Source organism: Lysobacter sp. Root494 (assembly GCF_001427225.1).
In the GTDB taxonomy this organism is placed as follows: Bacteria; Pseudomonadota; Gammaproteobacteria; order Xanthomonadales; family Xanthomonadaceae; genus Agrilutibacter.
The window spans coordinates 461,318-483,097 of the sequence record NZ_LMFH01000001.1 but is presented as its reverse complement, the minus strand read 5'-3'; the positions used below and the strand labels follow the sequence as shown (position 1 = coordinate 483,097).

Sequence of the window (21,780 nt, the reverse complement as noted above, 5' to 3'; positions counted from 1 at the left end):
GTCTAGCGCCTGCCCCAGCCGCCCATGCGCATCCCGTCCAGCAGCATGAAGACCGGCACCCACAGCAGCATGCCGACCAGCGGCGAGAACCACGCGAGCGACGCGAGCGGCGGTTCGCCCAGCGTCAGCCGGACCGCCAGTGCGACGATGCGGTCATTGAGCAGCAGCGCGCCGATCGCCAGCGCCTGCTGCGACATCGGGAAGAAGCGCAGCCGCGCGCGGAACCGCTGCAGGATGAAGGTGATCACCACCAGCCGCAGCGCCTGCTCACCGAGCAGCGTGCCGACCACCAGGTCGGCGACGACGCCGATCACGAACGCCAGGCCGAGGCCGACGCGATCCGGGTCTTCCATCACCCAGTACGCGAGCACCAGGGCCAGCCAGTACGGCCGCAGCAGTTGCAGGGCCGGCGGAATCGGCAGCAGCGTGAGCAGCAGCGCGACGAGCAGGCTCAGCGGCAGGACCCAGGGCGAACGCGAGCGCATCAGCGTTGCTCCTGCACGGGCGCGGCGGGTATCGGTTGCGGCTTGCCGGTCTGGTTCACCGGCGGCGTGGCCTGTTGCGGCGGCGCCTGTTGCGGCCTGGCTTGTTGCGCGGACTGCGGCGCCTGCATCGACGGCGACGGTGCTGCCGCGCGCGCCGACTCTCCGCGCGCCGCGGTCGTGTTCCTTGCATTCGAAGCAGTCGCTGAAGTCGCAGGTTGCGTCGCCGGCGAATTCGCACCCGTCGCACCTCCTGCCTGCGAACCAGACGACGCGCCGCCCGGCGCCTGCGGCCCGATCACCGGACGCGGCGGCAAGGTGCGCAGCAACAGCATGTCGCGGCCACGGTCGAGTTCGGCCGCCGGCTTCACGTCGCCGACGAGGAACGCGCGGCTTTCGTCCGGCCGCAGTGCCGTGATGGTGCCGACTGGGAAGCCCGCTGCGAAACGGCCGCCCAGGCCCGACGTCACCAGCACATCGCCCACCTTGACGTCGCTCGACAGCGGCACGCTGGCGAGCGCGAGCTGGTCGGCGCGCCCGGTGCCGTAGGCGATCAGGCGCACGCCGTTGCGGGCGATCGCCACGGGAATCGCGTGGTCCGGATCGGTGAGCAGCAACACCGTCGACTGCAAGGGCCCCACTTCGATGATCTGTCCGACCACGCCGCCCGCATCGATCACGGTCTGGCCAATGCGCACGCCATCGCCGCTGCCCGCGCTGAGCACCAGGCGTTGGCGGGTGGGATCGAGATCGACGTCGAGCACCGGCGCCAGCTGCACATCGAGGCTGCCTTGCCCGGATGCACCGAGCAGGCCGCGCAGCCGCGCGTTGTCGGCATTGACGGTCGCCAGCCGCGCCATGCGCGCACGCGTCACCAGCAGTTCGTTGCGCAGGCGGCGGTTTTCGGCGGTGAGCTGGCTGAGGGTGCCGGCATCGTTGGACACAGCTTCGACCACGCGTCCCGGCAGGCCGGCGACGGCGCGTACCGGCTGGGTCAGCGCCTGCGCCTGCTGCCGCACGCGGCTGAGCCAGCCGCCGCGATGGTCGAGCACGATCAGGACGACGGCCAGCGCGAGATACGCCAGCAGCCGCAGGGTGTCGGCGATGTCGCCGGAGCGGCTGGCGGAAGGACCGGCGTAGGAAGGCACGTCAGATCAACAGGAGGAAGGGGTCGGAAGAGGCGAAGCGGCAGACGCGCCACGCGGTCCTGCATTGTGCTGAAAGTCGGAAGGCGATATGTGGAAGCGGTCGTGCTTCCGTACTGCGCCTTCCGGGACCCGACTCATTCCGGCGCGAAGAACTCGTTGCCGTGCATGTCGACCAGTTCCAGCGCACGGCCACCGCCGCGTGCCACGCAGGTCAGCGGATCGTCCGCCACCTGCACGTGCAGGCCGGTTTCCTCGCTGATCAGGGTGTCGAGGTCGCGCAGCAGCGCGCCGCCGCCGGTCAGCACGATGCCGCGCTCGGCGACGTCGGCGCACAGTTCCGGCGGGGTCTGTTCCAGGGCCAGGCGGATCGCGGCCACGATTCCCGCAAGCGGCTCGCGCAATGCTTCATGCACTTCGTTCGCGTTGAGCTTGACCATCTTCGGCACGCCCTCGGCGAGGTTGCGGCCGGACACTTCCATCGAGCGCGGCTCCTTCTGGGGCACCGCGCAGCCGATCTCGAGCTTGATGCGCTCGGCCGTGGTTTCGCCGATCAGGGTGCCGTAGGTGCGGCGGACGTAGGCGATGATCGCCTCATCGAAGCGGTCGCCGCCGATGCGGACCGACTGCGAATACACGATGCCGTTGAGGGCGATGACCGCGACTTCGGTGGTACCACCGCCGATGTCGACGACCATGGAGCCGCGGGCCTCGGTCACCGGCATGCCGGCGCCGATGGCGGCGGCCATGGGTTCCTCGATCAGGTAGACCTCGCGGGCGCCGGCCTCTTCGGCCGATTCCTTGATCGCGCGGCGCTCGACCTGGGTCGAACCGCAGGGCACGCACACCAGCACGCGCGGGCTGGGGCGCAGGAAGCGCGACTTGTGCACCTTGCGGATGAAGTACTTGAGCATTTCCTCGGTGTAGGTGAAGTCGGCGATCACGCCGTCCTTCATCGGCCGGATGGTGTTGATGTGGCCCGGGGTGCGGCCCAGCATCTGCTTGGCCTCCGAACCGACCGCCGCCACCGAGCGGTTGCCGCCGATCAGGCGGTCCTGGCGCACCGCCACCACGGACGGCTCGTTCAGCACGATTCCCTGCCCGCGGACATAGATGAGGGTGTTGGCCGTGCCCAGGTCGATGGACAGGTCATTGGAGAACATGCCGCGGAACTTCTTGAACATCAGGAAATCAGCCGTTTTGCCGTATGGGGGATGGGGCACGAAGAGCCCGGTAGCCTACGCCCAGCCCTTTGTCCAGACAAGGAAATTTTGCCCAAAAGGTGCACTGGCGCTGGCTCCGTGAAGATCCAGCCGCTACCCTACGCGCCGCGCGGCGTTCTGCCGGCCCGGGGATCCCGGGACCCCACTTCGATCCACCTTCTTTGATCGCCCCTCGCCGGGGCTCCCGACCAGGACGATTTGCCGATGGCAGCCTTGATCTGCGGCTCGCTCGCCTACGACACCATCATGGTGTTCCCGGACCAGTTCAAGAACCACATCCTTCCGGACAAGGTCCACATCCTCAACGTGTCCTTCCTGGTGCCGCGCATGCGCCGCGAATTCGGCGGCTGCGCGGGCAATATCGCCTACAACCTCAAGCTACTGGGCGGCGATCCCATTCCGATGGCGACCGTCGGTCAGGACTTCGGTCCGTACCGCGACTGGTTCAGCGAGCAGGGCATTACCCTCGATCGCATCAAGGTGATCGACGAACTGTTCACCCCGCAGGCCTTCATCACCACCGACCACGACAACAACCAGATCACCGCCTTCCACCCGGGCGCGATGATGCGGTCGTACGAGAACCACGTGAAGGACGTGCCCAACGTCAGCTTCGGCATCGTCAGTCCCGACGGCCGCGAAGGCATGCTGCAGAACGCGAAGGAATTCGCCGAAGCCGGCATTCCCTTCATCTTCGATCCGGGCCAGGCGATGCCGCTGTTCAACGGTGCCGAACTGCGCGACTTCATCGAGCTCGCCGACTACGTCACCGTCAACGATTACGAATCCAACCTGCTGCAGGAACGCACCGGCTGGAGCGACAAGGACATCGTCTCCCGCGTGAAGGCGTACATCTGCACGCGCGGGCCGAAGGGCGCCGAGATCCACACCGCGAAGGAAATTTTCGACGTGGCACCCGCGCACGAACGCCGTGTCACCGATCCGACCGGCTGCGGCGACGCGTTCCGCGCGGGCCTCATCTTCGGCATCGAGAAGGGCTACGACTGGATGACCATCGGCCGCATCGGCAACCTGATGGGCGCGTTGAAGGTCGAGCATCCGGGCACGCAGAACCAGCGTTTCGATTACGACGAGTTTGCCGAGCAGTTCAAGCAGCAGTTTGGGTACGCGCTTTGATCTGAGCTCTGTCGTTCAACGATGCATCGAAGGCCGCCTCATAGGCGGCCTTCTTTTTGCCGGCAAGAGCGCCCCTCACATCCCAAGGGTGCTTCCTCCGGGGCGTCCGCCCTTCGGGCACCTTCTCCCCGCAAGCGGGGAGAAGGAATCGCCCTCGCCCCGCTTGCGGGGTGAAGGCGGGCGCTTGTGCGCCACTGGCGCACGCCCGACTGAACGCCCTTGCGCTATGCGCAAGGGCCGGGGGCAGAGCGAGGGACAGCCGTCGCCGCAGCGACGGCAGGGTGAGGGGAAGTGACGACACGCTCCACTGCGTATGACTCACGCCCTACGGCATGTAACTAAACCGGTGAACAACAATTTCCACCGGCTTGCGATCCGACGGCGCCGCCAACAACCACAGGTTCATGTGCACCGGCATTGCCCGCTGCGCGATCCGGTTCGCGTAGTCCGCCGGTGCGAACGTCCAGTCGGCGATCGGATAGCGGTTGTCGTCGTAGTGCCCGTGCGTGGACTGGAACCGGATGTACGTCGGCTGCCAGGTGAAGCGATGCGTGCTCAGCGTGCCGTTGAGCGCGAGCGGAAACGTGTTGCCCCACGGCCCCAGCGACTGCTGCACCGGCCACGCCGTGTAATTGAGCATGTCGGCGCGCGCGTCGCCCCAGCGCGCGAACTCGATGTCGATCTCGTGGGTGCCATCGGCGCCGACGTCGGCCGTCGGGTAGTTGAACAACCCCAGCACCACGTTGCGATCGAGCAGGTCGACGCGGCTCTTCAACTGGAATTGATAGATGCCGAATCCCAGGTGCAGGTCGCTGACGATCTCGACCGCACACCATTTCCCCTTCGCATGGGTGATGCGCAGGTGCAGGTCGCCGCTCGCATCGACGAAGGCATTGTTCTCGCACCAGTAGTTGTTGCGCGGCCCGCCCTGGCCGTTCGGTCGCACGGTCCAGGTCATTCCCGAGAACACCAGCGTCTTCGCCATGCATGGCGATGCTGTCGCCAGTCCTGCCATGCCGGCCAGTGCAACCGCCAACCACCTTCCGTATACACGTTCCATCACCTGCTCCCTGTAGTGGATACATGCCTGCGCGCGGGGCCGATGCCGGAAACCGGCATCGCCGCACCTCGCCACTGTGCACGCCGGAGCCATTCCGCTCCGGCCGCTTCGATCACATCACGTGGGCCAGCCACAGCAGTTCGGGCTGGGCCAGTTTCTCGAACTCCTCGTACGGCATCTGCACCGCGTCGGTGTGCGAGCCCGCATTGAAGGCAATCTCCGGCTGCTGTGCCAGGCGCGAATCGACATACACCGGCATGCCGTACAGATGCCCGAACGGCGGCATCGCGCCGAGCTCGCAATCGGGGAAGGCGTCCTTGAATTCGGTTTCGCCCGCCAGTTCCACCACGCCACCGCCAAGTGCGCGGGAGAGCCGGGTCAGGTCGATGCGATAGGACGCGGGCATCACCATCATCGCGAGCTTGCCATCGACCTTGAGCATCACCGTCTTGGCGAACTGCTGCTGGCGTACGTGCGAAGCGGCGGCGGTTTCGTGCGCGGTGACGGTGCGGTCGTGCACCAGCGTCTGGTAGGCCGAGTGATGCTCGTCAAGCAGGTTGTGCAGGCGTGGGGAAAGCATGACTCCCTCCGCAAGGCATCCGCCTTTCGTCCCGTGCGGCGGCGCCGCTGGTGGACGCGGCGCGTGCATCCTGCGTTGCGCCGTCCCGGCGCGCTGTGCACGCCATTGCGGTCGAGCTTACTCCCGCTGCACACCGGTGGCGTGAACGTAGGAGCGCCCCATGGGCGCGACCGCACGCACGCGATGTGGTCGCGCCCATGGGGCGCTCCTATGGGCGTATCACCACTTCGGCAATTTGCCCTTGTCCAGTCCACCGACTTCGAACAGCGCGCTGCGCTTGCCGCCCATCTTCACGGGAAACTCGATCGTCATCGTCTTCGCGCTGCCCGCCATGCGCCACAGCGCGCGCTCGTCCTCGATGAACATCGCGATCGCTTCATCGGTCTTCGGCCGCGACGCCGCCATCGCCTTGGGCGCCTTGTTGTCGAGCGTGACCTGCACCTTGCAGCCGCCGTAGCAGTCGAAGTCGCCGTTCTCCAGCACGAGGTAGCTGCTGCGGCCCCACGACGGGTGGTCGCGGAAGATCAGCCGCACCGGATACGGCGTGCCGAAGCCGGTGTCGATCGGCTTCTTCGAATAGATCGCGGCCGACAGCTGGTTGCCGCCTTTCACCGGCACGCTCTGGTATTCCCACAGCGCGGCCATGCGTTGCTGTTCGCGGGTCTCGCCAACCTTTGCCTTGGCCTCTTCGTATTGCGCGCGGATCCGCGCGGTCACCGGGCTGTCTGGGTGCATCACCACCAGTTCCTCGCCATGCGCGGCCGCCAGAACCCAGTTCTTCTCCGCGTATTTCGCGTCGAACTGCTTGCCGATTTCCTGAGCCTTCTGTTCCTTCGCCGCGGCCTGCGCGGCCGCCGCGGCTTCGGCGGCCGCCTTCTGTTTTTCCGACGAATTGCATGCGGACAGCGCGAGGGAAACGGCGAGGATGAGATGCAGCCTGGTCGAAGTCATTGTCGAGAATCCCGTTGTCGTAGGAGCGCCCCATGGGCGCGATGCCTGAAGCCTTGCCACACCCAAGGTCGCGCCTACGGGGCGCTCCTACGGTGTTTCGACCAGCGTCCTTACCGCGTCGGCAACGGCATCGGGGCGTTCCATGATGGACATGTGGCCGCAACCATCGAGCATCACCTGCGTGGGCTGCGGCATGCGCGCAGCGTACAGCGCCATCGCGCTGGGATCGATCACGGCGTCCTGCCGGCACCACAGCAACAACGCGGGCTGGTGGATGTTCGCCGCTCCGTCGCCGGGCAGAAAGCGTTCCGGCCCGCGCCCGATCCTGTCGAGCACGGATTGTTCGAAGGCAGCTCCCGCGCGGCGATGCGCGATCAGTCCGGACGAAGCCGGCCACGGCACCACCGGCCTTGCCGCTTCATCGTGGAAGAGAACGTCCAGGTAACGCTGCAGCGATGCTTCGTCTTCGACGCCGAACGGATTCTTCCCCGCCAGCACGTCGATGCCGAACCGGTTGTCCCTGAAGCGCACGCCCGCCGCCGCGAACAAGCCGACGCGCGCGATGTCGCGCGGATGGCGTGCCGCGGCGAGCGCCGCGATGCCGCCGCCCATCGAATGCCCCAACAGCACCACGGGCCGGTCCGGGGACGTTGCGCGCACGAATGCATCGAGACGTTCGCTCTGCGCGACGAAACCGTAATCTTCCCCAGCCTTGCGTTCGCTTTCGCCCCACCCCGGCAAGTCGGGGATGAGCAGCCGGTACTGCCCGCGCAGGCGCTTCGCGAGGAGATACCAGTTCTCCTTGCTGCCGGTGAAGCCGTGGACCATCACGATGGTGGGCGCGTCGCGAGGTGCGTCGTCGTTGTATGCGTAGACCCAGCGATGACCGGCCACGTCGATACTGGCGCGGGACAGTCCCGCATCCCATCGCTGACGCGCGAACTCGGCGCGCACCAGCCGATACGGATCGAGCGCGATGGCAATCGCACCCGCAAGCACCAGCAGCGCAAGCAATACGGCCGCCACGAGGGCGGCCGTACGCAAGGGACGATGCGTCCGCATCAGGCGGTCAGTTCGTGGCGGGCTTGCCCGCCTTGCCTTCCGCGATTGCCGCTTCCACGGAACCGGTGGTGATCGGGTGGTAACCCGGCTTGGCCCGCGCCAGGATTTCTTCCGCCAGCTTCAGCCCTTCCGGCGTCTTCACCAGCTCCTTGTACGTCGGCATGATCAGCTTGCGCCGGCCGACGCGCTCGAGGAACTTCGCGATTTCCGCATTCGCCTGCGTGTAGCCGCTACGCACCGCGAGCGGATACCAGCGTTGCGCGATCTCGCCGTTCGGCGTGCCGGTGAAGTGGTACGTGGCATCGAGCGCGGCGAGCTGTTCGGTCGAAAGCTTCTCCGGCATGCCTTCGATGAAGTGCACCCATTCCTGCGTGGTCCACTTCGCGGTCGCGTCCTTCGCCGGCAGCGTGCCGTTGTCGAGCCAAGTCTTGCGCGCGGCATCGACGGCGTCGAAGCGCGCGGACGTGGTCTGCGGCGCGGTGGCCGGCACGCCCGGCTCGTACAGCCATGCGTCGAATTCTTCCTGCGTGACCTTGCCCGGATATTTTTCGAGCAGGTTGGCCTTGGCGTAATCGCGGAACTGGTCGGTCGAGATCGACTGGAACGCGAAGTGGTCGAAGTAGCCGCGCAGGAACGCATCGAAATCGGCGCGCCCGAAACGCTGTTCGAGGAACTGCAGGAACCACGCACCCTTGGCGTAGACCACCGCGCCCCGGTCCACCTCATCGGGATCCGCCATCAGGCCCGGCTTGATCGAGAGCGGTTGCAGTTGCGGCGGGATTGCCCCCTTGAAATCGGCGGCCAGCTCATTGCGCTCGATCACGTTCTCCATGTCGGCGCGTTCCTTGCCGTACAGCTCCTCGATGATGCGGTTCTCGACATAACTGGTGACGCCTTCGTTCAACCACGCATCCCGCGCGCTGGAGAAGGTCACGAGGTTGCCGGACCAGCTGTGCGCGAGTTCATGCGCGATCAGCGACACCAGTGACTTGTCACCAACGATCACCGTCGGCGTAAGGAAGGTCATGCGCGGATTTTCCATGCCGCCGTACGGGAACGACGGCGGCAGCAGGAGCATGTCGTAACGCTCCCAGCGGTACGGTCCGTACAGCTTCTCGGTCGTCGCGATCATCTTCTCGGTATCGGCGAATTCCTTCGCTGCCTTGTCGACCGCCGCAGGTTCGGCCCACACGCCGCTGCGATTGCTGATCGGCTTGAACACCAGGTCGCCGGCGCCGATCGCCAGCAGGTAGGACGGAATCGGATTGGGCATGGCGAAGCTGTAATCGCCGTCGCGCTTGTCGCCGCTGTTGTCGGCACCGGGCTCCATCTTGGCGCTCATCACCACCATCGCATCCTTCGGCGCAAGCACGTGCGCGGTGTAGGTGAAGCGCACCGACGGCGTGTCCTGCAGCGGAACCCACGAACGCGCGTGGATCTGTTGCGACTGGCTGAACATGAAGGGCGTCTTCTTGCCTTCGGTCATCGCCGCGGTGAGCCACTGCAGGCCGGAGGCATCGGGCGACGTGGTGTAGGTGATGCGCACGCGCTGGTTGCGCTGCGGGGTCTCGATGGTGAGCTTGCTGCCGAGCACCTTGTCGGCCGGTGCCAGCGTGTACTTGAGGTCTTCCCACTTGCCGTCGCTGCGTTCGCCGACGATCTTGCCGATCGTCAGGTCGCGCGTATCCAGGTTGAGCTTCGTCGCCTTCTGGTCGAGCCAATCGAGTGTCAGCGTCGCGCTGCCGTCGATCTGCCTCTTGTCGAAATCGAGCTTCAGTTCGAGGGCGAGGTCCTTGACCTTGACCTTGTCCGGTTCGGCGTAGGAATGCTCGTCGATCATTTGCGTGGCAGCGGTGGTGGCGGAAGTGGCGGTGTCCGGCTTGCCCGCATCGGCGGCGGGTGCGGTATTGCGCTGGCAACCGGCGGTGACGGCCAGCACGGCCGCAAGGGACAGCATCAGGATCGAATGGCGCATGGATCGGGCCTACAGATCGGAAAGCGCGGAGTGTAGCGCTGCCGCCGCTAGCGGGACCTAGCCAAGGCCGGCGGCTTGAGCATGCGTCCGGAACTTCATGCCGGGAACGGAGATGCCCTGCTTCCCAGCAGCGCACCACGCCAGCAGTCGTCATTGCCACATGAGCCACATGTGCGTAGTTCGCAGACAGGTTCCCGAGTCAAGCCCGACTGACGGCACCTAAACCTTTTTGCATGATCGGGCATCTTTAACGGAACCCTTACGCGACCTCCGGCCCTGCATGTCTTCGCTCCGTCCTGCTCCGCTGCTCTTCGCGTGCCTGCTCGCTGTCTCCGCCCCCTGCGCTGCGCAGACCATGGCGCCCGCCGAGTACGTCCCCGGTGGACGCATTCCCCTGTTGCAGGGCGACATCGCGATCGACGGCAAGCTCGACGAAGCCGCGTGGGACGGCGCACTGGTGCAGGAAGTCGCCTACGACATCCAGCCCGGCGACAACACCCCGGCACCGGTACGAACCATCGTGCGGCTGGGCTACACAGCCGATGCGCTGTACGTCGCGTTCCACGCGCTGGATGAAAAACCAGGGGAAATCCTCGCGCACCTGCGCGATCGCGATGCGGCTTTCAGCGACGACTGGGTGGGCGTGTTCCTCGACACCTTCGACGACCAGCGCCGCGGCTACGAGCTGATCGTCAATCCGCTCGGCGTGCAGGGCGACCTGATCCGCGACGAAGCCAACAGCGAAAACCAGGAAGACGCGAGTTGGGACGGCCTGTGGAGCAGCGCCGGCCAGCTCACCGCCGAAGGCTATGACGTGGAGATGCGCATTCCGTTCTCCACCCTGCGCTTCCGCGGTGGACCGCAGGACCAGCGCTGGGGCATCTCGCTGTTCCGCAACTGGCCGCGCGACAAGCGCCACCAGCTGACCAGCCACAAGTCGCCGCGCGACTCGAACTGCTTTCCATGCACCTGGGCCAAGTACGAAGGCATGGCCGGCGTCGAACAGGGGCGCAACCTGGAAATCGTGCCGACGCTCACCGTGGGCCAGACGCAATCGCGCGACGCCGCCGGCACCGCATGGCGCAGCGACGACACCTCGATCGAACCGGGCCTCGACGTGAGCTGGGCGCCCTCGCCCGCCATGACGCTCAACGCCACGCTCAACCCCGATTTCTCGCAGGTCGAAACCGACCAGCTGCAGCTGAACTTCAACGACAGCTTCGCGCTGTTCTTTCCGGAGAAGCGCCCGTTCTTCCTGGAAGGCGCGGACTATTTCAACAGCCAGTTCGACGTGCTCTACACGCGCCAGATCGCCGATCCCGACTTCGGGCTGCGCACGACCGGGCGCACCGGAAGCGGTGCCTACGGCGCGATCGTGGCGCGCGACGCCACCACGCTGGTGCTGGTGCCGGGCGTGCTGGGTTCCGACTTCGTGCAACTCGACCAGAAGGCGGACGTGGCCGTCGGCCGTTATCGCTACGACCTCAGCAAGCACACGAGCGTCGGCGTGATCGGTACCTTCCGCGAGGGCGATGACTACGCCAACAACGTCGCGGGCGTGGACGCGCGCTGGCAGGACGGCGCGCATACCGCCACCGCGCAGATCCTGCGCAGCGAATCCGAATACCCGGCTGAAATCGTCGATGCGTATTCCGGCGAACTCGGCGCCGACGCGACGCCGTCGGGCACCGCATGGCGCGCCGAATACGTCTTCAGCAACCGCAACTGGAACTTCGACACCTGGCACATCGACATCGACCCGGGCTTCCGCGCGGACCTCGGGTTCATGGGCCAGGTCGGCTACGACAAGTCGCTGGTCGGTGGCGGCTACACCTGGTACCGCGACGACAGGCCGATCAACCGCATCGACTGGTATGCCGACTTCGACATCACCGACCGCTTCGATGGCCAGCTGCTCGAGCGCGAATTCGAATCGAGCCTCAAGTTCCGCGGACCGATGCAGAGCACCTTCAGCCTGCACGGCATGACCCGCAAGCGCTATTGGGAAGGCACGCTGTTCGACGAGCATTACGTCGACATCAATGGCGAATTCCGCCCGACCGGCAACGTGCTGCTCGGCGCATACGCGAACGTGGGCACCATGATCGACCTGCTGGCGGTGGAAACCGGCCGGCGCGAACTGGTCGAACTGTGGGGCAACGCAAGCATCGGCCGCGGCCTCAGCCTCAACTGGGACATCCTCCACCAGCGCATGCGCCGGGACGGTGGCACCGCATTCGAGGCTACCGTGCTGAACGCCGGCGGCAGCTGGCAGTTCGATCCGCGCCAGCGCCTGCGCCTCACCCTGCAAGGCAGCGAGGTGCAGCGCGATCCGTCGCTGTACGCCGAGGTCGTCAACGAAACCGCGCGCGACTGGGCGACGCAGCTCGTCTACTCGTACAAGGTCAATCCGCGCACGGCGGTCTATGCGGGGGCGTCGTACGGCGCGTTCATGGACGACGACCACCCGGATCTGTTCGGCAACACGCGCAGCGTGTTCCTGAAGATCACTTACGGCTGGCAGCCGTAGTCCCCAGCCAGCCTGCGCCGTTGCGGGACGAGGGCGACGACAGGACGATGCCCTCGTCGGACACCAGCTTGGCGCCGCCCTGCGCCTTCGCCGAATACATCGCCGCATCGGCTTCGCGATACAGCTCCATCGCGTCGATGCCGGGCCGGTAATGCGCACCGCCGACGCTGATGCGGATCGGGATGGAGTCGGCGCGCACCATCGACGTGAGGGCGCACAACCACTCGCGCATCCGCGCATTGGCCGCCGGGGGCGGTTCGTGGATGCAGACCAGGAATTCATCGCCGCCCCACCGGCCGATCCAGTCCTCGCTCTGCAGCCACAGCCGCGAACTTTCGACGAGGTCGATGAGCATGCGATCGCCGGCGACGTGCCCGTGTTCGTCATTGACCGGCTTGAGGTTGTCGACATCGAGGACATACAGCGCCAGCGGCATGCCGCGTTCGGCGCGCTCTACGCACTGAAGCAGCGCCTGGTCGCTGCCACGGCGGCTCAGCGCATGGGTCAACGGATCCTCGCGCACCGAACGTTGCAGTTCGACGATGCCGGTCTCGATCTCGCGCAGGCCGCAGTTGATGCCGCGCATCAGCAGGCCGACCTCGTCGCGTCCGTCTTCGGGCAGTTGCGGCAACCGATGTTCGCGGTAATACGCTTCGACCACGTCCGCCATCATCCGCAACGGCGTGAGCAGGTGATAGAGCAGCACCAGCGCGACCAGGATGCCGATAAGCGTCGCCGACACCGCGAGCGCGACGGCGGCCTTGAGCTGCGGCGGCGTGATCGATTCGGCGAGGAGCAGCCAGGCGAGGAACACACTGAGCGGCAGCAGCGTGCAACCGGCCACGACCGCCATGAGCTTGGCCCGGAACGAGTGCGGAAACACCCGGGAAAGCGCGCGATAAACGCCGAGGCCAGCCATTGCTTTGTACGACCGATCGGATGTCCTTACCGAGACTAACCAGCGGCGTTACACAGCCGGGTGATGCTGCCAATCGCATCACCCGATCGGGTGATGCTCAGACCTTGTAGCCGGTATGAATGGCCACGATTCCCGCAGACAGGTTCCTGTAACTGCAGCGCGCGAAGCCGGCCACTTCCATCATGCCCTTGAGTTCGTCCTGCGGCGGATGCTTGCGGATCGACTCGGCGAGGTACTGGTAGCTGTCGGCATCGTGGGCGAACAGCTTGCCCAGCTTGGGCAGGATGTTGAACGAATGGAAGTCGTAGATCGGCTTGAACCATTCCGCCTTTACTTCCGAGAACTCCAGCACGCGCGCCTGGCCACCGACCTTCAGCACGCGATGCATCTCGCGCAGCGCCGCGTCCTTGTTGGTGACGTTACGCAGGCCGAAGGCGATCGTGACGAGATCGAAGCTCGCGTCCGGGAACGGCAGCGACTCCGCATTGCATTCGACGAACTCGATGCCCGACACCACGCCGCGATCGGTCATGCGGTCGCGGCCAACCTTCAGCATCTCGCCATTGATGTCGCCCAGCACGATGTGCCCGGTCGTGCCCACGCGCTCGCGCAACAACAGCGCGATGTCGCCGGTGCCGCCGGCGAGGTCGAGCACGCGATCGCCACGCTTCACCTGGCACGTCCCGACGAAGTAGCGCTTCCACACGCGATGGATGCCCAGCGACATCAGGTCGTTCATCAGGTCGTACTTGCCCGCAACCGAGGAGAAGACCTCGCCCACGAGTTTCTGCTTCTCGGCCACGGGAACGTCGCGGAAGCCGAAGTGGGTGGTGCCGGGAGTGTTGTTCTGTTCGCTCATGCGGGGATTATCGCATCGCTGGGGTTTTGGCCGGGATGCCTGCTTCGTGCTCTGCCCTTTGCTCGTCATCCCTGCGAAAGCGGGGATCCAGCGACTTTCGCCCCTGTTCGTCCCCCTCCTTTTACTCGCGCTCTCGGCTCTTGCTCGTCATCCCCGCGAAGGCGGGGATCCAGCGACTTTCAGCGGCAAGGTTTGAGACGACGAGGAGAAGCAACGCCACTGGATCCCCGCCTGCGCGGGGATGACGAGCGGAAGCAACGCCCACCTTCGCGGAGACGACGAGCAGAAGCAGAGGCACTGGATCCCTGCTTTCGCAGGGATGACGCGCGGAGTATCCACGCGCTGCATGCGCTCCTCAGCGCCTCAGCGTTCCTCAGCGCTCCTCAGCGCTCCTCAGCGCTCCTCAGCGCTCCTGAGCGCTCCTGAGCGCTCCTGGGCGCCCCGCAGCAGGCATCATGCCGAGCTAAAGGAGCTCCCATGATCGACACCCCCGACTACCGCGCCCTCCTCGCCACCGCCATCGCCGAAGCGCGACAGGGCCTCGCCGAAGGCGGCATCCCGATCGGCGCCGCGCTCTACCGCAACGATGGCGCACTGCTCGGCTGTGGCCACAACCGCCGCGTGCAGGAAGGCGACCCCTCGGTGCACGGCGAAACCGACGCGTTCCGCAAGGCCGGCCGGCAGCGCCGCTATCGCGACACGATCATGGTCACCACGCTCGCCCCGTGCTGGTACTGCAGCGGGCTGGTGCGGCAGTTCAACATCGGCACGGTCGTCGTCGGCGAATCGGTGAACTTCCACGGCGGCATCGACTGGCTGCGCGAGAACGGCGTGAACGTGATCGACCTGGCCGACGAGGAATGCATCGCGATGCTCGGCGACTGGATCGCGGCGAATCCGGACGTGTGGAACGAGGACATCGGCGAGGATTGAGGCCGCTTTGCTGCTGCTTTGCTGCTTTGCTGCTTTGCCGCTTTGCTGCTTTGCTGCTTTGCCGCTTTGCTGCTTTGCTGCTTTGCCGCTTTGCTGCTTTGCTGCTTTGCTGCTTTGCTGCTTCCGCCTTCCATCCTCCGCTTTCGATCGTCATTCCCGCGAAGGCAGGAATCTCGTCTTCGCTCGTGCTGCGTTCCGTGCTGATCCGGCCATGCAACGGCAAGGGACGACATCCCGCTTCCGCTGGAATGACAGCAACAGCAACCAAGCCATTCGATTCCCGCTCCTGGATGACGTAACAGACCACCGCCCATGCAAGCGACCTCCACTACCTGCCACGCCCTGCCCTGCATCCGCCTGAGCCACGAAAGCGCCAGCACCCTCATCGCCCTCCACGGCGCACACGTGCTTTCGTGGACCCCTGCCGACCAGCGCGAACGCCTGTTCCTCAGCGAACGCGCGCGCTTCGATGGCAACTCGGCGATCCGCGGCGGCGTGCCGGTGATCTTTCCGCAGTTCTCCGAACGCGGCACCGGCATGCGCCATGGCTTCGCGCGCGTGCTGTCGTGGCGCTTCATCGGCGTGGAAAACGAACACGCGACATTCGAGCTCCGCAATGACGAACGCACCGCGCACTGGCCGCATACGTTCATCGCGCGACTGCTCGTCAGCCTTTCCGCCACCGCGCTCGAACTCACGCTGGAAGTGGAGAACACCGGCGACGGCACCTTCGACTTCACCGCCGCGCTACACACCTATCTTCGCGTCGATGCGCTTGAAGGCGCCGCAGTAGCCGGCTTGCAGGGCTGCGATTACGAAGACAGCGCTGCCGGAGGCGTGTTGCGTCGCGAGGAGAGCTACGAAGTCCGCTTCGACGGCGAAGTCGACCGGATCTACAACGACGTGGTCGCGCCGCTCACGCTGGCCGATGGCACCGGCGAACTGTCCATCGAGCAGGAAAGCTTTACCGATGCCGTGGTGTGGAACCCCGGCGCCGCGCTCGCCGCGACCATCGGTGATCTCGCCCCGGATGATTACCGCCGCTTCGTATGCATCGAAGCCGGCACGGTGCTGCAACCGCTGGTCCTGGTTCCCGGCGAGCGCTGGGTCGGCACGCAGCGGCTCCGCGCGATCCGCTGATCCGTCCCGCACCTGATGGCCGATTCAGCGCGACACGAAACCACGCAGCCACCATCGCAGCACCAGATGCATCGCCCCAAGAACACCACCGCATCACCCCGTTCGTGACTTATGCATCATGCGCTTGCGTGCAACCACGACATCATGTGGCCATGCCCGACAGCGCCCCGTTCGAAACCCGGCACGCTCCCTCCGACCGGATCGCACCGCATCGGCACGGTGCCGCCTACGCTTCGCTCGTAACCGAAGGCAGCTATGTCGAGAGCAGTGCCGACGGCCCGGTCGAATGCACGCCGGGCACGCTGCTGCTGCATCCGGCGTTCCATGCCCACGGTGATCGTTTCGGCCACCGCGGCGCGCACGTCTTCAACCTGGAACTGATCGCACCACGCGCGGGCAGCGCATTGATCGCGGTGCAGGTGCCTAACCTGGATGAAGCACGCGCGCTACTCACCCGTGGTGGAGCACATCGCCTCGGCGAACTGCTCGCGGCATGCACGCAATCCGCGCCTTCGCCTGCATTGCCGGAGTGGCAGTCCGACTTCCTGCACGAACTGCAATGCAGCGAAGCGTCCCTGGATGCCATCGCGCGCCGCGCAGGCGTTTCCGCCGCGCACGCCAGCCGAACCCTTGCCCGCACGCACGGAATGAGCCCGCAGTTGTTGCGGCGCGAATTGCGCTGGCGCCATGCGTTCGAGCTGCTCGCGTGCGAACACACCCTGGCCGAAGTCGCGGCGCTCGCCGGCTTCGCCGACCAGAGCCACCTGACCCGCACCGCGCGCACCATCACCGGCCTGACGCCATCGCAAGTGCGCCGGCAGATCAAATCCGTTCAAGACGCGCGCCTGCCCGCTGCGGCGTAATGGCTTCAACGCCATTGCCGGACTCTCCCATGACCCCACGCCTGCTTTCGTCCGCCCTGATGCTGGGACTGGCCGCGGTTTTCACCGCCCATGCCGCGGAACCCGTCAGCACGCCCGATGCCAGCAAGGCCCTGGTGTGCGCCAGCGGCGCGATCCTGCGCGGCAACAGCGCCGATGCGCTCGCGGAACTGCGCAAGGTCCCGGCCGAAGCATTCGCCGGCGAAGACGCGCGCATCCGCAGCTGCATGATCGAGCGGTTCGAAAGCGCCTCACCGCCGCCCGTCAGCGACGACATCACCGAGCCCTTCGTGCGCGACGTGCTGAAGCTCTACCAGGACTACTGGTGGCAGGCACTGCGCCGCCCCGACGACCGCGCCGCGCTCGGAGTGGAACTCGAAACCGGTTTGCGTAAGCTGCTCGGCCCCGCAGGCACGGCGCCGAAGGATCTCGATGCGCTCGAGGACGCCATGGAAGCCGAACTCGAGAAGCACGGCTACCACGCACAGCTCGGCACGGTGACGCCGCTGCACAACGCGATGCTCTGGCGCACGCAGACCACGCGCGACTTCGACGTGCCGCTGCTGGACGGCCCGTATCGCGTGCGCGCGGAATTGCTCGACGATTTCGCTACGATCGGCTGGAGCCAGTTCGGCTCCTGCAACAAGGTGGCCAACGGCGGATGGGCGACCGAAGAAGCCCTGTACGCCGTGCTGCCGCGCTACAAGGACGGCATCGAAGGCGAGAGCTTCCAGATCGTTTTCCTCGGCCACGAAGGCCAGCACATGGCCGACAAGAACCGCTTCCCCGGCATGGCCGACTGGGAGCTGGAATACCGCGCGAAACTGGCGGAACTCGTCCGTGCCACCGGAGCGCTCAGCGAGAAGCGATTGCAGAGCTTCATCACGGCACAGGGCAGTTCGCCCGACGCGGCGCACCCCTACGCGAACACGCGCGTGATCGCCGATCTCACGACGAAACTGGGCCAGGCTCCGGACACGGTGTCCGTGCCCGCCCTGCAGCAGGCTGCCACTGAACTGCTGCGTGCAGACAGCGCGCGCCGCCAGGCCATGCGCGATGCGCCGCCGCAAACCGCATCGAAACCGACCGCCGCCCCGTAGGGCGCAATGCACGCGCTGCTGCAGTCAGGCCCCGTAGGGCGCAATGCAATTGCGCCGCTGCAACCGCGGCAATCGTCGCCGATTCGAGGGTGAAACTTTGTAAAGCGGAGCTCGCTGCGCTGCTCTGGATCGAGTGCCGTCAAGGCGAAGGCAGCCCCGTAGGGCGCAATGCAATTGCGCCGCTGCAATCAGCCGCGGCAATCGCCGTCGCGACGAGAGTGCAGCCTTGCAGAGCGGAGCTTGCTGCGCTGCTCCTGATCGAGCGCCACCAAAAGCGAAGGCAGCGGAGCAAGCTTCGCTCTACAGGACGCAACGGCGAAGGCGAAATTGCCGAGCTACGTTCGCCACCGCGAGTCCGCTCCACCCAAACCACTGCGTTGTCTCCAGTACGGCGATTCCGCCGTCGCCACGCCTGCGTGCGTGAACGAGGAGACACGCTGATGAAATCCGCCCTGCTTCCCCTGCTCCTGCTGTCCACCGGCGCACTCGCCGCCGAACCCGCCACCGCACCCGCGGCACCCAGCCACGTGATGGCGCGCGCGGCCGACATCGCCTGGGGCGACGCGCCGCCCTTCCTCGAACGCGGCGCGCAGTTCGCCCTGGTCTCCGGCGATCCCGGCAAGGCCGGCAGCCTGTTCGTGATCCGCCTGAAGATGCCCGCCGGCTACCGCATCGCCCGCCACTGGCATCCCGGCGACGAACACGTGACCGTCCTCGAAGGCTCGTTGACGCTCTCGATGGGCGAGGCCGCCAAGGCCCACGCCGAAACCTTCGCGCCCGGCGACTACGTCCTGCTCCCCGCGCAGATGCAGCACGAAGCTTCGACGACCAGCGGCGCCGTCGTGCAAATCCACGGCACCGGCCCGTTCCAGATCAACTACGTCGATGCGAAGGACGACCCGCGCAATCGCAAGGCGGAGCCGGCGAAATCGAAATGACGCGGCAGTGGGTTTGACCGCTTCGCCGTGGAAGAGCGAATCCGTCGGCAGGTCGAGAGGCTGTTCATGCCCGGGCACCGATACACGCGTACAACCAACGCACGATGCGTTGGAGACCACCATGAAGTGCGTGAAGCAGGATCGTTACGTCAGCCGCCGCGGCCCCTTCGACCAATGGCCCGCCGGATGCGCTGATCGTGCACTTGGCGCCGCCGAAAACGAAGGCTGGCCTCTCGCCGCGCGTGCCTGTGACGCATTCATTCCGTCCCGGCTTGCCAGTCCGACGCAGGAACCGCTCGCGACGCCGGGCTGACGCAACGGCGTCTGCTCACAAAATCGCGGGCGCGTGATCACGCATCCCGCCGGTCGCCGCCATCTGCAGTTGCTCCAGCACATGCCGATAGATGTCCACCGCCTGCGCGGCCGCCATGGCTGTGTTGGGTATGTTGAAACCGCGGGCGACGAGAGCGGCGGCCAGCGTCGCAGCCACCTGCCTGTCGGCATCTTCGATCTCGCCTTTGCGAGTGTTCCATTCGTTCATGATCGCTCAGCCTCGGGAAACCCCGAGTCTGTACCTCCGTGTACCAGCGCCCGGTAAACGCGTGCAGTGATCGCATCACGCAGTCGGAATAACACTCAGCTAACAACGAAGCGCGCACTGTGCCCTGGCACTACGACGCAATGTCGTAACGGCCACTCAGCCGCGCAGTACGACCCACTCCCCATCCGCACTGAGCCCTCCGCCCCTGCCATCGGCAGGAGCCCGGCTTCGGCCGTCCGCGCATTTCGCACTGCGCGACACTCAAAGGATTCAAACCATGAACACCACCACCAATGTCCCCAGCAACCAGAACCTCATGGATGCCGCGGCCGCCAACGGCTCATTCAAGACCTTCGGCAAGGCCGTCGAACACGCCGGCCTGAGCGACACCTTCCGCGGCGTGGGGCCGTTCACCATCTTCGCGCCCACCGACGCCGCCTTCGAAAAGCTGCCTGCCGGCAAGCTGGACAACCTGCTCAAGCCCGAGAACAAGGAAGAACTCGTCTCGCTGCTCAACTACCACGTCGTCAACGGCCGCAAGCCGCTCGCCGACGTCGGCAAGTGGGAGAACGCCAGGACCGTCAATGGCCAACAGGCTCCGGTCAAGCTGACCGGCGACAAGGTCAGCATCGACGGCGCGATGGTGACCACGGGCGACATCAGCTCGAGCAACGGCGTCATCCACGGCATCGACAAGGTCAATATTCCGACCAAGCAGTAATGTCGTTGTCGTAAGTCGTAACGGAAACGGCGGGGCGCAAGCCCCGCCGTTTTTCTTTCCCGGTGCGAAACGCCATGAAGCCCACTTCAGCCAGGCCCCACTGGACGGCGCCGCTCCACTCACTGACCATGCGCGTCCCGCAACCCAAGGCATGCAATGGCCATCGTCATCCCCGACCCGGAGTACACGCTGCGCGGCGTCGCTGGCGAAGCCTTCGGCCGCAGCTATCAGCTGCTGTCGCCGACGGTGATCGGGCGTGCACCGGAATGCGACATCAGCATCACGGTGCCCGGGTTGTCGCGCAGGCACGCACGGCTGCGCCCCACCCGCGATGGCCTGGAGATCGAAGACCTCCGCTCCGCCAACGGCAGCTTTATCAACGGGCAACGCATCGCCATCGCCGTCGCTCGCATCGGCGATGAAGTCACCTTCGACCAGTTGCGCTTCCGCGTGTATGCCGCTCCGGGCAAACAGGACGCCGCGCGACCGGCAGGCAGGCGGGCGAGCCCGTCGCGCGGCTGGATTTACTGGACCCTCGCTGTCGCCGCGATCGGCGCATTGGCGGCCCTCGCGTTGTTGCCGGGGGCGTGGCCGAACTGATCGCAACGAGGCGTAACGCCCGCTCACGATCCTTCATGCGGTGGCCGGCGCAACACATCGATGTCCGAAACCAGCGCGCAAGCCCCGCATGCATCTGCGAAGCTGGCCGCCCCTCGCCCACCGAGCGCCTCCATGTCCCACGCCGAACACGCCGCCCACTTCCGCCGCCTGCACGCGCAGGGCGTGCTGCGCATCGCCAACGCCTGGGACGCCGGCAGCGCGCGCCTGATCGAAAGCCTCGGCGCACCGGCCATCGCGACCACCAGCGCCGGTGTCGCCTGGAGCCGCGGCTACGCCGATGGCGACCAGCTTCCCGTCGAACAACTCTTCGCCGTCGCTGCCGAGATCGCGCGCGTCGTGCGCGTGCCGCTGAGCATGGACGTGGAAGGCGGCTATTCCGACGACCCCGACACCGTCGCCAGCCACGTCGTGCGGCTGGCCGAATTCGGCGTGGTCGGCATCAACCTCGAAGACGGCGCCGCCGAAGCGCAGCTCCTCGCCGCCAAGATCGCGCGCATCAAGCGCGCACTGACCGCGCGCGGACTCGACGTCTACATCAACGCACGCACCGACGTGTACCTGCGCGGACTCGCCCCGCCCGAACGCCGCGTCGAAGCCGTCCTCGAACGCGCCGCGCTCTACCGCGACGCCGGCGCCGACGGCCTGTTCGTCCCCGGCCTGACCGAAGCCGACGCGATCCGCGCGATTGCCAGCGGCACCCCACTCCCGCTCAACGTGATGCTGCGCCCCGCGCTACCGCCGCTGGCCGAACTCGAAGCCCTCGGCGTGCGCCGCCTCAGCGCGGGTTCCGACCTGGCCGAAGCGGTGTTCGCGCACGTCGGCACGCTGGCCTCCGCATTCCTCCAGGACGGACGCGCGGGCGACGCACCGCGCGGCAACTACGGACAGATCAACGCGCTGTTCAAGCGCTGACTGTTTCGACAGGAGCGCGGCGGCGAATCCGTCAGCCGCGCTCCACCGGAAACCGCTCCAAGTCCGCCAT

Annotated in this window: 21 protein-coding genes; 10 read left to right on the top strand and 11 right to left on the bottom strand. The window is 66.2% G+C overall.

What is annotated here, in order from left to right; all coding sequences use genetic code 11:
- Nucleotides 1–2: 2 nt before the first annotated feature.
- From mreD to ASD14_RS01960, 3 genes are all read right to left on the bottom strand, one after another.
- Nucleotides 3–488 carry a rod shape-determining protein MreD gene (gene mreD / locus ASD14_RS01970; protein ID WP_056128075.1) on the bottom strand — a complete coding sequence of 162 codons (486 nt, stop codon included), beginning with the start codon at nucleotides 486–488 and terminating at the stop codon, nucleotides 3–5.
- On the bottom strand, nucleotides 485–1,630 hold the full coding sequence (gene mreC / locus ASD14_RS01965) for a rod shape-determining protein MreC (protein ID WP_056128072.1): 1,146 nt from the start codon (nucleotides 1,628–1,630) through the stop codon (nucleotides 485–487). Before mreC ends, mreD begins: the two co-directional genes overlap by 4 nt.
- A gap of 134 nt (nucleotides 1,631–1,764) precedes the next feature.
- Nucleotides 1,765–2,811 carry a rod shape-determining protein gene (locus ASD14_RS01960; RefSeq protein ID WP_056128068.1) on the bottom strand — a complete coding sequence of 349 codons (1,047 nt, stop codon included), beginning with the start codon at nucleotides 2,809–2,811 and terminating at the stop codon, nucleotides 1,765–1,767.
- A gap of 243 nt (nucleotides 2,812–3,054) precedes the next feature.
- On the opposite strand from ASD14_RS01960, the gene ASD14_RS01955 reads away from it, so the two are divergent.
- Nucleotides 3,055–3,987 (top strand): carbohydrate kinase family protein, encoded by a 933-nt coding sequence (locus ASD14_RS01955; RefSeq protein WP_056128065.1) that lies wholly within the window; start codon nucleotides 3,055–3,057, stop codon nucleotides 3,985–3,987.
- A gap of 325 nt (nucleotides 3,988–4,312) precedes the next feature.
- Here ASD14_RS01955 and ASD14_RS01950 read toward each other — a convergent pair whose 3' ends face one another.
- From ASD14_RS01950 to ASD14_RS01930, 5 genes are all read right to left on the bottom strand, one after another.
- A complete protein-coding gene (locus tag ASD14_RS01950) occupies nucleotides 4,313–5,047 on the bottom strand; it encodes a glycoside hydrolase family 16 protein (RefSeq protein ID WP_056128062.1) in 735 nt (244 codons plus the stop codon).
- 112 nt (nucleotides 5,048–5,159) lie between these two features.
- On the bottom strand, nucleotides 5,160–5,627 hold the full coding sequence (locus ASD14_RS01945) for a YbaK/EbsC family protein (protein ID WP_056128059.1): 468 nt from the start codon (nucleotides 5,625–5,627) through the stop codon (nucleotides 5,160–5,162).
- 219 nt (nucleotides 5,628–5,846) lie between these two features.
- Complete coding sequence (locus ASD14_RS01940) at nucleotides 5,847–6,578, bottom strand: hypothetical protein (protein WP_056128056.1); 732 nt, start codon at nucleotides 6,576–6,578, stop codon at nucleotides 5,847–5,849.
- Between the two features lie 87 nt (nucleotides 6,579–6,665).
- Complete coding sequence (locus tag ASD14_RS01935) at nucleotides 6,666–7,622, bottom strand: alpha/beta fold hydrolase (RefSeq protein WP_235565279.1); 957 nt, start codon at nucleotides 7,620–7,622, stop codon at nucleotides 6,666–6,668.
- A 25-nt stretch (nucleotides 7,623–7,647) separates the two neighbouring features.
- Nucleotides 7,648–9,615, bottom strand: coding sequence for a M1 family metallopeptidase (locus tag ASD14_RS01930; RefSeq protein WP_056128050.1), 1,968 nt, complete (start codon nucleotides 9,613–9,615; stop codon nucleotides 7,648–7,650).
- Between the two features lie 280 nt (nucleotides 9,616–9,895).
- Between ASD14_RS01930 and ASD14_RS01925 the strand changes: the two genes are divergently transcribed.
- Nucleotides 9,896–12,145 carry a carbohydrate binding family 9 domain-containing protein gene (locus tag ASD14_RS01925; RefSeq protein ID WP_082538672.1) on the top strand — a complete coding sequence of 750 codons (2,250 nt, stop codon included), beginning with the start codon at nucleotides 9,896–9,898 and terminating at the stop codon, nucleotides 12,143–12,145.
- Here the strand turns inward: ASD14_RS01925 and ASD14_RS01920 are convergent.
- Both ASD14_RS01920 and ubiE read right to left on the bottom strand, forming a co-directional pair.
- Entirely contained in the window at nucleotides 12,123–12,998 is an 876-nt protein-coding gene (locus ASD14_RS01920) for a GGDEF domain-containing protein (RefSeq protein WP_162247661.1), read from the bottom strand. The two genes, ASD14_RS01925 and ASD14_RS01920, sit on opposite strands and share 23 nt — an antisense overlap.
- A gap of 163 nt (nucleotides 12,999–13,161) precedes the next feature.
- Nucleotides 13,162–13,923, bottom strand: coding sequence for a bifunctional demethylmenaquinone methyltransferase/2-methoxy-6-polyprenyl-1,4-benzoquinol methylase UbiE (gene ubiE, locus ASD14_RS01915; RefSeq protein WP_056128041.1), 762 nt, complete (start codon nucleotides 13,921–13,923; stop codon nucleotides 13,162–13,164).
- Nucleotides 13,924–14,400: 477 nt separating this feature from the next.
- Between ubiE and ASD14_RS01910 the strand changes: the two genes are divergently transcribed.
- The 5 genes from ASD14_RS01910 to ASD14_RS01890 all read left to right on the top strand — a co-directional run bounded on the left by ASD14_RS01910 (nucleotide 14,401) and on the right by ASD14_RS01890 (nucleotide 18,915).
- Complete coding sequence (locus ASD14_RS01910) at nucleotides 14,401–14,856, top strand: nucleoside deaminase (RefSeq protein ID WP_056128039.1); 456 nt, start codon at nucleotides 14,401–14,403, stop codon at nucleotides 14,854–14,856.
- 312 nt (nucleotides 14,857–15,168) lie between these two features.
- Nucleotides 15,169–15,996: a D-hexose-6-phosphate mutarotase gene (locus ASD14_RS01905; protein ID WP_056128036.1), complete on the top strand. Its 828-nt coding sequence runs from the start codon at nucleotides 15,169–15,171 to the stop codon at nucleotides 15,994–15,996.
- A 152-nt stretch (nucleotides 15,997–16,148) separates the two neighbouring features.
- Nucleotides 16,149–16,859 carry a helix-turn-helix domain-containing protein gene (locus ASD14_RS01900; RefSeq protein ID WP_056128034.1) on the top strand — a complete coding sequence of 237 codons (711 nt, stop codon included), beginning with the start codon at nucleotides 16,149–16,151 and terminating at the stop codon, nucleotides 16,857–16,859.
- Between the two features lie 29 nt (nucleotides 16,860–16,888).
- On the top strand, nucleotides 16,889–17,977 hold the full coding sequence (locus ASD14_RS01895; RefSeq protein ID WP_056128031.1) for a hypothetical protein: 1,089 nt from the start codon (nucleotides 16,889–16,891) through the stop codon (nucleotides 17,975–17,977).
- Between the two features lie 440 nt (nucleotides 17,978–18,417).
- A complete protein-coding gene (locus tag ASD14_RS01890; RefSeq protein WP_056128028.1) occupies nucleotides 18,418–18,915 on the top strand; it encodes a cupin domain-containing protein in 498 nt (165 codons plus the stop codon).
- Nucleotides 18,916–19,243: 328 nt separating this feature from the next.
- Here ASD14_RS01890 and ASD14_RS01880 read toward each other — a convergent pair whose 3' ends face one another.
- Nucleotides 19,244–19,456, bottom strand: a complete 213-nt coding sequence (locus ASD14_RS01880) for a hypothetical protein (protein ID WP_056128024.1) — start codon at nucleotides 19,454–19,456, stop codon at nucleotides 19,244–19,246.
- 277 nt (nucleotides 19,457–19,733) lie between these two features.
- Between ASD14_RS01880 and ASD14_RS01875 the strand changes: the two genes are divergently transcribed.
- The 3 genes from ASD14_RS01875 to ASD14_RS01865 all read left to right on the top strand — a co-directional run bounded on the left by ASD14_RS01875 (nucleotide 19,734) and on the right by ASD14_RS01865 (nucleotide 21,710).
- Nucleotides 19,734–20,177 carry a fasciclin domain-containing protein gene (locus ASD14_RS01875; RefSeq protein ID WP_056128020.1) on the top strand — a complete coding sequence of 148 codons (444 nt, stop codon included), beginning with the start codon at nucleotides 19,734–19,736 and terminating at the stop codon, nucleotides 20,175–20,177.
- A gap of 156 nt (nucleotides 20,178–20,333) precedes the next feature.
- On the top strand, nucleotides 20,334–20,777 hold the full coding sequence (locus ASD14_RS01870) for an FHA domain-containing protein (RefSeq protein WP_056128017.1): 444 nt from the start codon (nucleotides 20,334–20,336) through the stop codon (nucleotides 20,775–20,777).
- 132 nt (nucleotides 20,778–20,909) lie between these two features.
- Nucleotides 20,910–21,710 (top strand): isocitrate lyase/phosphoenolpyruvate mutase family protein, encoded by an 801-nt coding sequence (locus ASD14_RS01865; RefSeq protein ID WP_056128014.1) that lies wholly within the window; start codon nucleotides 20,910–20,912, stop codon nucleotides 21,708–21,710.
- The last annotated feature ends 70 nt before the right edge of the window (nucleotides 21,711–21,780 follow it).